Source organism: Pedobacter ginsengisoli, assembly GCF_030244015.1.
GTDB classification, from domain to species: Bacteria; Bacteroidota; Bacteroidia; order Sphingobacteriales; family Sphingobacteriaceae; genus Pedobacter; species Pedobacter ginsengisoli.
The window spans coordinates 1012406-1023964 of the sequence record NZ_JASSYX010000002.1; the positions used below are offsets into that span (position 1 = coordinate 1012406).

Sequence of the window (11559 nt, forward strand, 5' to 3'; positions counted from 1 at the left end):
GTAATTCGTCATTGCGAGGCACGAAGCAATCTCTCCTGCATGATGAGGTTGCTTCGTGCCTCGCAATGACGATTGTATAAGTTCTTGCAATGACGATTTAGAGTTCTTGCATTGGCCGTACGAACTCTCGCAATGACGATTGTTGTTGAAAAAAAATATAAACTTTAATATTATGGGAAAGTTAATTAATGGTTCGTTTGGCGGTATTACAGGGAAGGTAGGAGATATGGTCTTCTATGTTTTAAATGGTGAAAATGTAGTAAGGCATGCTGGTAAAAGTGTCAAACCGAGATCTGAAGCGCAATTGGCCAATCAGGCTAAAATGACTTTAGTAAATCTGTTTTTGAAGCCGATATCGGAGTTTATTAATACCGGGTTTTTGCTTAATGTCTGGCCGGAAAAGAGTAATCCATACAACAGGGCAGTTTCTTATAATAAGATAAATGGGGTTGTTGGTGTGTTTCCTTCTTTTATGATCGATTATGGTAAGGTTCTCGTCAGTAAGGGGGATTTGCCTGTTGCTGCCGGGGCTTCGGTTGATCTGTTTGCTGAGGGGCTGAGGTTTGGTTGGTTATTCCCTTCTGATATGCCTTATCCGAGGGAAAATGACAGGGCGATGCTGCTGGCTTATTTTCCTGTGTTGGGTTCTGCTGTTTATTCGCTTGAAGGTGCCAGCAGGAAAGTGGGGACGGATCTGCTGGTTCTTCCGGAAGAGCTATTGGCTGAGCCTATGGAGGTTTATATTGCCTTTGTTGCTGCTGATGGTAAGCGTGTTTCTAATAGTGTCTATCTGGGCAGGTTGAATTGAATCTATCCAAAACGGGTTCAATTTATATCCAGACAGGACGACTTTAAATGCTTCAATTATTTAGTCAAAAAGTACTTTTTATTGCTTATTCAAGAGTTTCTTAGTCACAAATTCATTAAAAAAGAAATCTCTATAAATATTGCCAATCGGTATTTCGTTTTTTCCGATATACACCGTATTGTTGTCTACAGAATCTATTTTATTGACATTGATAATATACGATTTGCTGACTCGGACAAAAGAACTTTTGGGAAGCAGATCATGAATGGTTTTAATATTCATCAGTGTAATCACTTTTTGATTTTCCAGGTAAATGATTACATAGTCTTTTAACCCTTCAATATAAAGTATATCACTAAAATATACTTTGAACATTCTGCGGTCTGCCCTTACAAAAATATAATCGTCGGTTATGTTTTCTATATTGCTGTTTGTATGGTCGGTATGGAATAATTTACAATACGTCTGCGCTTTTTCTACCGCTTTTTGAAAGCGCTCTAATTTTACAGGTTTGATCAGATAGTCAATAGCGTCGACTTCATAACTCTCAGATGCAAATTCATGAAAAGCGGTAGTAAACACCACTAAAGTAGTTTTAGGAATGGTTCTGGCAAAGTCAATTCCATTCACTCCTGGCATTTGAATATCAAGAAATATTAAATCAACAGCATTTTTTGCCAGAAATTCTCTTGTGGCCTCTGCTCCGTTAAATGAAGCTATGGATTCCAGGTTTTCTGTCTCGTTAACCAGTTTTTGGATTGCTTTTCTTGCTAATGGCTCGTCGTCGACTATTATGCAGTTCATTTTATAATTTTTAATACTTGGCATCATGATTGGTCCCTGGGGTAAGCCTTAGGGTAACGCAGTAGGTTTCCGAATTGTCTTCTATTTTCAAATCATGTGAGGAAGGGAACAGGAGTTCTAATCTTCTTTTAATATTGGCCAGGCCTAGGCCTCCGGATTTATTGACTGCTTTTACAGCAGGTTTTGAGTTGATGCATTTGAAAAAGAGCTCATTATGGCAAACATTAAAAAACAAGTTTACATAGGACAATTTCGCTGAGTCATTGTTGTGTTTTACCGCATTTTCGACAAATGAAATGAACAATAAGGGGGGAACCTGGATACCGCTCAATTCTCCTTCTTTGGATATTAAAAAATTAAAATTGTCCCGTCTGACTTTTTCCAGGTTTAAAAAATCTTCTAAGAAATGGATTTCTGATGTCAATAAAACTTTATCTCTCGAGCTGTCGTAAAGCTGATAACGAAGCAGGTCACTTAGTTTCATCAAGACCTGCGATGCTTTTTTAGGATCGTCTTCAATTAATACATTGGCGTTATTGAGCATGTTAAAAAGGAAGTGCGGATTGATCTGATTCTTGAGTTGTTCCAGTTCTGCATTGGTTTTTGCCAGGTCCAGATCATGGATAAGTTGGGCGTCAGCTATCCACTGCTGGAATAATTTAACTGCTGCCGATGCGATAATGAGCACCACGATCATGAAGGAAAAGGTAAAAAAATTAATATTGTCATCCTCGTAAGGCAGTAAATCAGATTTAAAGTAACTGGAAAAGACTTCATGGATGTAAAAGGAGAGAATCATGCCTGACAACACAAACAGACCATAACTCAGGTATTTCTTTCTAAATAAAAATTTAGGCACAAAAAAATACATGTTACTGTAGGCCAGTGAAATGATCAGCGAAAAGATAGCCAGTCTGTTATAGGTTTCGAAGGGTTCTATGTAATCTGGCGGACTGTAATACAACACTACAATACAAAAGGCGATGAGTAACAAATGTCGTTGAAACCGGTATTTCTCTGAAATGATCAGCTGTAGGATACAGTTGGCATCCATGGTCTTTCTGTGTAAAGTTTTATTCATAAACCTGTTCTAGATTTCGAGCAAATTTAGCAGTACGCCGGATATATAAATTTTTACTATACAAAAGCACATTAATAATATACCAAAATAAGATTTAAAGCGCGTAAACCTTTGCTATGAGCTAAAAACCGCGCTTCCGTCGCTGAAAGCTTAGTGTGCTTTTATTTTACTAGATGTAAAAGCTGCTTTAATATATAAAGTAAGGCATTTTGTCTATATAAAATATGCGGGTTCTGCAGAAATATACTTTAGCTGAAAATTGAAACATTTAACTCAAAAACTTAACTCAAAACTTTAATAAATGAAAAGCAGAATTCCATCGTTTCTAATACTCTTTTTTGCCTTTGTAGTCCATGGGTATTCGCAGGAAAAAGTTACCCTTAGCGGTACTATATCTAATAAGTCCAACACGGAAACGCTAATTGGCGTAAATATTTACATTCCGGAAGCGAAAGTAGGCATTACTACCAATTCTTACGGGTTTTATACAACAACATTGCCAAAAGGGACTTATACCATTGTCATAAGCTATGTGGGTTTTGACAATATAGAGGAAACCATCACCCTGACCGAAAACACCAAAAGGAACTTTGGACTGACAGAAAACAGTAAAACTCTGGGTGAAGTAGTGATTAAAACCAACACCACAAAGGAAAACATCCGGAAACCTGAAATGAGCACCAATAAACTGTCTATTGCCACTATAAAAAAGATGCCGGCCGTGATGGGTGAAGTGGATGTGTTAAAGTCGATCTTACAGCTTCCGGGGGTTACCAATGCTCAGGAGGGTGCATCGGGGTTTAATGTCAGGGGAGGTTCTGTTGATGGAAACCTGGTACTGCTTGATGAAGCCGTTGTTTACAATACCTCGCATTTATTCGGTTTCTTTTCTGTTTTTAATGCTGATGTGATAAAGAATTTGAAGCTTTACAAAGGAGGGATTCCCGCTAATTTTGGCGGGCGTATATCGTCAGTACTGGATATTTATCAAAAAGAAGGAAACAACAAGGAGTTTCATGTAAACGGGGGTATCGGACTGGTCTCCAGCAGGTTGCTTGTTGAAGGGCCTATTGTTAAAGATAAAAGTTCTTTTGTGGTTGCGGGAAGAGGTTCTTATGCGCATCTTTTTTTGAAAATGGCAAATGAACCCAATTCAGCCTATTTCTACGATCTGAACACCAAGTTCAATTACAAATTCAATGATAAAAACAATGTTTTTGTATCAGGATATTTTGGCAACGACAACCTGAATTTTAATAACAGTTTTATAAACACCTACGGTAACAAACTTTTTAACCTCAGGTGGAACCATATCTTCTCAGACAAGATTTTCTCTAATGCATCGGCCATTTACAGTGATTATGACTACCAGATTAAAGTAAGATCGGCTGGTCTGGACTGGAAAGCTGAGGTAAAGAACTACAATTTCAAATATGATTTTAAACATTATTTTTCGAATAACCTGACTTTAAATTATGGTGTAAATTCAGTTTATTACAGTTTTAATCCTGGTACAATCAGGCCGTTTGATGCGGGTTCAGGTGTCCATCCTGACCAGTTGGCCAAGAAATATGCTTTTGAAAATGCTGCATATATCAGTGCTGAACAGAACCTTTCTGACAAATTATCGCTGAATTATGGACTTCGCTACAGTAATTTTCAAAGATTGGGCGCGCAGGAGGTGTACACTTATGCCAATAATCTGCCGGTTGTTTACAATAAGGAGCTTCATATTTATGAAGAGGCTGTTCCAACGGGAACAATCAACTATTTGAAAAACAAAAAGATAGCGGGTTTTGGCAATCTGGAGCCCAGACTTGCCATTGTGTATTCGATAAACAATGATCAATCCATCAAGGCCAGTTACAATAGAATGAGCCAGTACGTTCATTTAATTTCCAATACGGCTTCTGCAAGCCCGCTTGATATATGGGCGCCTTCTGACCAGTACCTTAAACCGGAAATTTTAGATCAGGTTGCGCTGGGGTACTTTCACAATTTTAAAGACGATAAGTTTTCTTTGGAAGCGGAAACGTTCTACAAGAAAGTAAAGAACAAAGCGGATTATATCGACGGCGCGGATTTATTGGGAATAGATGCAATAGAAAGCGTGCTATTAAACGGAGAGGGAAGAGCGCATGGCCTGGAAATGATGCTCAAAAAAAATACAGGAAAGCTGACGGGCTGGGTTTCCTACACGCTTTCTAAAGCTGAACAAAGAACACCAGGAAGGAATACAGATGAACCGGGTATCAATAACGGGGAATGGTACAGAGCAAATTATGACAAATTGCACAATTTATCTGTCACGGGTGCTTATGCTTTGAGTCGGAAATGGTCGCTCGGGGCTATTCTAACTTTCCAGAGTGGAAAAGCGGCAACATTTCCGGATGGGAAATACCTGTATCAGGGCATTAACGTTGCGAGTTATGGAGTAAGGAATGAAAATTCTTTAGCTGCATACCACCGTGTTGATGTATCTGCAACTTATACGCCTAAACCCGACAAGAGAAGAGGATGGCAGGGGGAATGGAATTTCAGTATCTACAACCTGTACAACAGAAACAATGCGGCGTCGTATTCTTTTAGACAGAATGAGGATACGGGAACAAGTGAGACCAGAAGGGTATCCATTTTTGGCATTGTTCCCAGTGTAACCTACAACGTAAAATTTTAAAACAACTCACTTATTTATAATTAAAATAACTCACCTATTTATAAAAAGATAAAAATGAAACTACTGCAAAAAATTATAATTATTTCTGTTGGACTGTTTGTTGGACTGTTTTTGACAGGATGCGAGAAGGCCATCAATGTGCCGCTTAAGACAGCATCGCCAAGATTGGTTGTAGATGCGTCTATGGATTGGATGAAAAATACTGCTGGCAATGTACAAAAGATTGTATTGTCGACCACAACGGGTTATTACAGCCCGGAATTCCCAGGCGTTTCAGGCGCAGTAATTACGGTAACAAACGCGTCGAATACGGTTTTTAGTTTTGTAGAAACTCCTGGTACAGGGCAATACATTTGCAGCAATTTCCTTCCTGTTATGGGGCAGACTTATCACTTAAAAATTGTTTTAAACGGAGAGACCTATACTGCATCGGAAACATTTACCGCTGTTCCTAAAATTGAGGATCATATTGTTCAGAACAATGAGGGAGGTGAAATGGGTGATGAAATCGAAGTCACGTTTTCCTATAAGGATGATGCAAGTCAGGCAAATTCTTATCTAAACAGTATCAGACAGCCGTATTCGCCATTCCCGGAGCTTGAAGTTGAAGATGATGAACACCGTGATGGTAATTTAATGGAGGAGTCCTTTTCTCATGAAAAGTTTAAAACCGGGGACCAGGTAGAGTTTAAACTTTACGGAATTTCAAGAAGCTATTACAATTACATGTTCAAATTAATACTAGCTTCTGGTAATGATGGCAATCCTTTCCCTACAACTCCAAGTGCTGTCCGCGGTAATATTGTCAATCAGACCAATGGCGAAAATTACGCTTTTGGCTATTTCAGACTGGCAGAGGTTGATTCTAAAATCTATACGATTAAGTAATTAAGTTTTGTGCGTGTGGTAAAGATCGGGAATTGGCGATGCCATAAGCATATAGGCACGACGTTTTTGTGCTTGATTGAATAACCTAAATGATAAAATAAATAACCTAAATGAATACAATAAATGAATAAAATAATAATTGTGCTTTTGCTGCTCTTATCCGTTTTAAAGGTTGACGGACAAAGCGCTTCAATTGACTCAACAAAGACCAATGAAAACATTCAATTCAAATACAAATCGCTCATCATTCCAACTGCTTTAATCGGATATGGGGTTGTAGGTCTTGTAAGCCCTGCTTTAAAGGATATCAATATCAGTACAAAGAATGAATTCAGGGACCATGATGATAAGAAAGTAAACTGGGACGATTATGCTCAGTACAGTGCGTTCTTATCTGTATATGCCTTAAATGGGTTAGGCATACATGGAAAAAATAATTTTAAAGATAGGACCATTGTTTTGGCAACGGCATATCTCCTAATGGGGGGGTCTGTAAACCTTATAAAAAGAACTTCTAAAGTGACAAGACCAGATGGCTCGGACAACAGGTCGTTTCCTTCGGGGCATACTGCTACGGCTTTTATGGGCGCCGAATTTTTACGTCAGGAATATAGAGATGTATCGGATTGGTATGGTATTACGGGCTATGCCGTCGCTGCTGGCACAGGTCTTTTTAGAATGTCCAACGAAAAGCACTGGCTTACTGATGTTGCTACAGGAGCGGGAATCGGAATTTTAAGTACTAAGGTTGCTTATTGGATTCATCCATTAATTAAGAAGACGATTTTCAAAGAAAATGATAAAAGAAATGGGGTTGTTATGCCTTTTTATAATGGAAGAGCGTATGGACTGGGATTATCAATGACATTCTGAACCAGGTTAAATTGACTTCTTAATTGACTTGTACTCATATTAATAAATTTTGATTATATTCAATCAATTAACACTTTGCCCTTTTTAACCTCTTTTATTATGAAATCTATCTTTATTGCGCTTTTAGTGCTTCCAATGAGTCTGCTGTTTACCGGTTCTGCCTTTGCTTTGCCATCTTCCTGTCATGCTTCCCTGACCGATACGGCCAGGAAAACCCTTACTCCCAAAGAAACCAGGCAACTCAAGAAGACCATGAAAAATGTTGTTCCGAAAGAGGTTTCGGACATGGTATTGAAAACAGTGTCTGGTGGAACCGTTACTGATCCTGGCGACATGCCTTCTTCAATGGCAAAAATGAGTTATGCCATTGAAAGGAATGAACTAATTAGGGAATTTAAGTCTGATACTTTTGATAGTGCTAAGGAAAAACGTGAAGCAAAAAAAGAGTTGAAAAGAGAACTTAAAGAGCTAAAGAAAGAATATAAGCAGGAACTCAAAGAAAGCAAACAGGAACTTAAAGAAAGCAAACAGGAAGAGAAGGAGATGAGGGCGGAGCTTAGGAAGTCTCTTTAAGATTTCAGGTATTTTTCTAAGATCTGATAAATAATGACGATCACAAAGCATATGATTCCGAAGAATGGTGTGCGGAAATACCAGGGCTTGTCGCTGGTTGGGATCCGGTCTAGTTTTTTGAGGTCGTTAGGTTCCATAGCTTAAAGATAAAAAGATTCTGGAAATAGAAAAATACCTATCTTAATATTACTAAAGCAGCTCTTGATTAAACAACTCCTAAATAAAACAGGTCCTAAATCAAACAGGTCCTAAATCAAACAGCTCTTAAATCAAATGCTTTTTATGAAATCTTACTTTGCATTCAACCCTCAAACCCATAACTTCTGGCCAATTTATGAAGCCATAAAAACTTATTATCCAATCGGCATCGGATATGCTTATCCCGTTTTGTACACAGAATATGAAGGACAGAAGAAGTTTGTCGCACTCCTGGCCGACAACTTCCACAACATGGAAAACTTCAAAGCACGCTATGAAAGTTTTACCAGCAAACTTCAGGAGCAGTTTGGCCTTGAGGTACAGGGTACTTCATTTGGTCAGCAGCCTTGCTTCAGTTTTGACCTGATCCTTGAAAAGACCGAATTGCCGGAACTCACAAAGGTTAAAAAGTTATCTGTTGCTGTGAGTTTACTGGGAGATTTTTATACCATTTATGGTGCGGATGAGACCATATTGAAAGAAGAACGGCAGCCATACCCTTATAATTATCACGCGGTAAACGCAATTACAGCTTCTCCTTACAAAGAGTTTGAAGTACACTTTCTGAAGTTAAAGCAGGTAATTCTCGAACGGTATCCTCATCATAAGCAAGTTCCTTTCTCTATCTTGACTACTTATATTGATGGGGTCTACAATCGTTTTGATGAAACCAATGAAAGCACGATTTATAATGCGTTGTTCAATCACCTGTTGCGTGCGAATTATCCATACAACATCAGGGGAGATCAGTATTATGGCTGCGACGAATGGAGAAATGAAGGTATTACTGATGCAGATTTCCAACAGTAGAGGTTTTTGCACCGCCACCATCAAACGCCACATGATGCTACGCTCACATTTCGTTTTCCGGATCCTGTTGACGGGGATGTTTTTCATTAGTTGTTTCCAGGTATTTGCGCAAAGCGCTGCTATGCGGATCACAGGTACTGTTATAGATGCGCAGAGCAAAAAGCCTCTGGCCGGGGCCAGTGTTTATCTGGACCATACCACCAGGGCTACGGTGAGCTCTGATAGCGGCAAGTTTGTGTTGAGTGGTATTCCGGCCGGAAATTATAAGTTGATCATATCTTATGTGGGGTACAATTCTGCTTCTGTTGCGATAACTGAACAATCACCGCATGGTTTTATGGTGGAGTTGCCTCCGGCTGAAAAATTATTGGATGAAGTTGCGATAAAGATCAACCCGAAATGGGATGAGTATTTCTCCCTGTTTAAAATGTTCTTTTTAGGAAAAGGAGGTCTGCAATGCAATATCAAAAACCCGAAAACACTTCATTTTGAGTACGACGATACTTCGTATGTTTTAACTGCCGAAGCGGGCAGGCCTTTGATCATTGAGAACCAGGCTTTGGGATACCGGATGTATTATGATCTGGCCTCGTTTGTGCATTATGCCGGCCGTACGCGGTATTCGGGTGATGTCCGTTTTGAGGAATTGGTTCCTAAAAGTAGTAAAGAGCAAAAGAAGTGGAAGGCAAACAGGGAGCAAGCGTACTATGGTTCTTCGATTCATTTTATGCGATCCCTGGTCAATAATAGACTAAAGAAAGACGACTTTATTGTGAAGAAATTGGTAAAGGCTAAGGTCTTACCTGGTAATCCTATGCGTTCTGTTTTGCTGGGATGGCAGGGTGATGAGTTTAAATCGACGGATACGGTCATTTCTATGCGCTGGAACGGAAGAGATTATGCCCCTGAAGATACGACTGTCGGGCCCGGAGCTGGCAGTTCAACGCAATGGGGTAACAAAATGGGTTATAATATACTCTATCCCGGAGTGGTTCCTTATGAAAATATGGTAACGGCGACTGCTTCTGCCAGCAATTACCGGCTAGCCTTTGATGATTCCATATTCGTCACTTACAAAAAGAAATCAACTTCTATTTTGACGATGCTGGTACCGGAAACTTTTGTGGATAGTCATGGGAACCTTTCAGATCCGCATGCGGTGATCAGCGAAGGGTACTGGGCAACGCTGCGTGTGGCTGACCAGCTGCCTTTTGATTATCAGCCGGAGGAGTAGGAGTCCCTGAGATGACGGGCGCGGAAAGCTCAATGGAACTGTCCGGGTAATGTCGAATTACAAGATATAGCCTTTGTCGGTTAATTTTTTGATTTCTTCTTCCAAATTTTCTTCTTTCAACGTGATAATGATCACGCCATATTTGCCCTTGTCCTGGAACATGTCAGTGGCGCTTTTGTCCTTCAGGACCTCAAGTGATGCGATGTGTTCTTGCTGAATGATCGAAAGCGGGCTCACGGCATATTCAACCGGGGTTAGGATGATGCGTTTATCTCCATTATTGATTACATAAAGCGGGATTTTCCTCGCCGCGATGTCTATATCACTTGCGGGTACTCTTGTCCATACTTCAGTTGTCTTCATCCCATTGAAGGATCCTGTTGTGCGCATGGTATTTTCGCCATCTAAAGTCAGGGTAAAGGTGAAAATCTGTCCGATCATACCTGCAGACTCTCTGTTGACATGCAATATCTTTTCTGCATACTTATCAATATTCAGTTTGTAAGACCCAAAAATGCTTGTTGTTGTGATGCCGGATGCAGAATCTACTTCCACTACGGTAAAATGAGTAGGAGTAAAGGATTTATATTTTTTGAACTTGTAGTTCTTTTCGTTGGCTTCAGGATTTTCACCGTATTGGAAACTTTTGATCTGCCAGGTACCTGTTAGGGTATTTACTGTTTGTGCATGCAGGCTGATGCAGGCCAGCATTGATAGTGTGATTGTGAGTAAGCGTTTCATATCAGTTATGGTTTGAAAAACTAATATAATGCTAAATTGCAGAATAGTAGCATAAAATGAATGGATTATGGTCAATGAAAATGAAAAACCTGAGTTTTGGGAAACAGCATTTGGTGAAAAGCGGGAGATGTGGGGCTTTGAGCCTGCTAATTCTGCTGTGCTGACAAAGGATTTCTTTCTGCAGAAGTCTGTAAAAAACATCCTGATACCGGGCATTGGTTATGGACGCAATGCACAGATTTTCAAAGAAAGCGGGATGACCGTTACCGGGATTGAGATATCAAAGACTGCTATTGAAATGGCTAGGAGGCATTATGGTTCGGATATGGTGATCCATCATGGTTCTGTAAACGACATGCCATTTGATAAGAACAAATATGACGGGATATTTTGCTATGCTTTAATTCATTTGCTGGACAGCAACGATCGGGAAAAGCTGATCCGGGACTGTTATGACCAGCTTTCAGATAACGGCTATATGGTATTTACCGCTATTTCCAAAGCTGCGCGGACCTATGGGCAGGGAAATTTTATAAGTGAGGACCTTTATGAGATATTTCCGGGCGTTAACATGTTCTTTTATGACAGGGCATCGATAGAATCGGAGTTTGGCAGTGCCGGATTATTTGAAATTACGGAGATCAATGAGAGCCAGCCATTCTTTTTAATCAAGTGTAAAAAAGGGAATGGCCAGTCTCAGTGAGGTTTATTGAGCTGTGTGTTCTGGCTAAATGAAGGTTAAAACGTAGGGAGCGCCGTGCTCAGGTCGGAATCGAGGAAGGGATAAATGCGACAATGTTTTCTCTATTCCATTGGTCTGTTATTTGCGGTTTATTTCCAGAAAGTAACCCGTATCATCCTAAAATAAGCAC

12 protein-coding genes are annotated in these 11559 nt (G+C 39.8%); 8 read left to right on the plus strand and 4 right to left on the minus strand.

Translation table 11 applies throughout. The annotated features are described in order from the left end of the window. Positions 1-172: 172 nt before the first annotated feature. Positions 173-808, plus strand: coding sequence for a DUF6266 family protein (locus tag QEP08_RS11490; protein ID WP_285058113.1), 636 nt, complete (start codon positions 173-175; stop codon positions 806-808). A gap of 78 nt (positions 809-886) precedes the next feature. On the opposite strand, the gene QEP08_RS11495 is transcribed toward QEP08_RS11490, so the two are convergent. Beyond that, a complete protein-coding gene (locus QEP08_RS11495; protein WP_285058115.1) occupies positions 887-1612 on the minus strand; it encodes a LytR/AlgR family response regulator transcription factor in 726 nt (241 codons plus the stop codon). A 10-nt stretch (positions 1613-1622) separates the two neighbouring features. Then, positions 1623-2693: a sensor histidine kinase gene (locus QEP08_RS11500; protein WP_285058117.1), complete on the minus strand. Its 1071-nt coding sequence runs from the start codon at positions 2691-2693 to the stop codon at positions 1623-1625. Positions 2694-2994: 301 nt separating this feature from the next. On the opposite strand from QEP08_RS11500, the gene QEP08_RS11505 reads away from it, so the two are divergent. The 4 genes from QEP08_RS11505 to QEP08_RS11520 all read left to right on the plus strand — a co-directional run bounded on the left by QEP08_RS11505 (position 2995) and on the right by QEP08_RS11520 (position 7704). Beyond that, positions 2995-5370 (plus strand): TonB-dependent receptor, encoded by a 2376-nt coding sequence (locus tag QEP08_RS11505; protein ID WP_285058120.1) that lies wholly within the window; start codon positions 2995-2997, stop codon positions 5368-5370. 54 nt (positions 5371-5424) lie between these two features. Further along, entirely contained in the window at positions 5425-6258 is an 834-nt protein-coding gene (locus QEP08_RS11510) for a DUF4249 domain-containing protein (RefSeq protein ID WP_285058123.1), read from the plus strand. 123 nt (positions 6259-6381) lie between these two features. Next, positions 6382-7131, plus strand: coding sequence for a phosphatase PAP2 family protein (locus QEP08_RS11515; RefSeq protein WP_285058125.1), 750 nt, complete (start codon positions 6382-6384; stop codon positions 7129-7131). Between the two features lie 99 nt (positions 7132-7230). Continuing rightward, positions 7231-7704, plus strand: coding sequence for a hypothetical protein (locus tag QEP08_RS11520; RefSeq protein ID WP_285058127.1), 474 nt, complete (start codon positions 7231-7233; stop codon positions 7702-7704). Here the strand turns inward: QEP08_RS11520 and QEP08_RS11525 are convergent. Then, entirely contained in the window at positions 7701-7841 is a 141-nt protein-coding gene (locus QEP08_RS11525) for a hypothetical protein (protein WP_285058129.1), read from the minus strand. The genes QEP08_RS11520 and QEP08_RS11525 overlap by 4 nt on opposite strands. Before the next feature lie 145 nt (positions 7842-7986). Here QEP08_RS11525 and QEP08_RS11530 point away from each other — a divergent pair, with 145 nt between their 5' ends. Both QEP08_RS11530 and QEP08_RS11535 read left to right on the plus strand, forming a co-directional pair. Then, complete coding sequence (locus QEP08_RS11530; protein ID WP_285058131.1) at positions 7987-8712, plus strand: hypothetical protein; 726 nt, start codon at positions 7987-7989, stop codon at positions 8710-8712. Further along, positions 8657-9946: a carboxypeptidase-like regulatory domain-containing protein gene (locus QEP08_RS11535; RefSeq protein WP_285058135.1), complete on the plus strand. Its 1290-nt coding sequence runs from the start codon at positions 8657-8659 to the stop codon at positions 9944-9946. The genes QEP08_RS11530 and QEP08_RS11535 overlap by 56 nt, the downstream gene beginning before the upstream one ends. Positions 9947-10003: 57 nt before the next feature. Here QEP08_RS11535 and QEP08_RS11540 read toward each other — a convergent pair whose 3' ends face one another. Beyond that, positions 10004-10687: a DUF4488 domain-containing protein gene (locus QEP08_RS11540; RefSeq protein ID WP_285058138.1), complete on the minus strand. Its 684-nt coding sequence runs from the start codon at positions 10685-10687 to the stop codon at positions 10004-10006. Positions 10688-10754: 67 nt separating this feature from the next. On the opposite strand from QEP08_RS11540, the gene QEP08_RS11545 reads away from it, so the two are divergent. Next, on the plus strand, positions 10755-11390 hold the full coding sequence (locus QEP08_RS11545; protein WP_285058140.1) for a class I SAM-dependent methyltransferase: 636 nt from the start codon (positions 10755-10757) through the stop codon (positions 11388-11390). Positions 11391-11559: the final 169 nt, after the last annotated feature.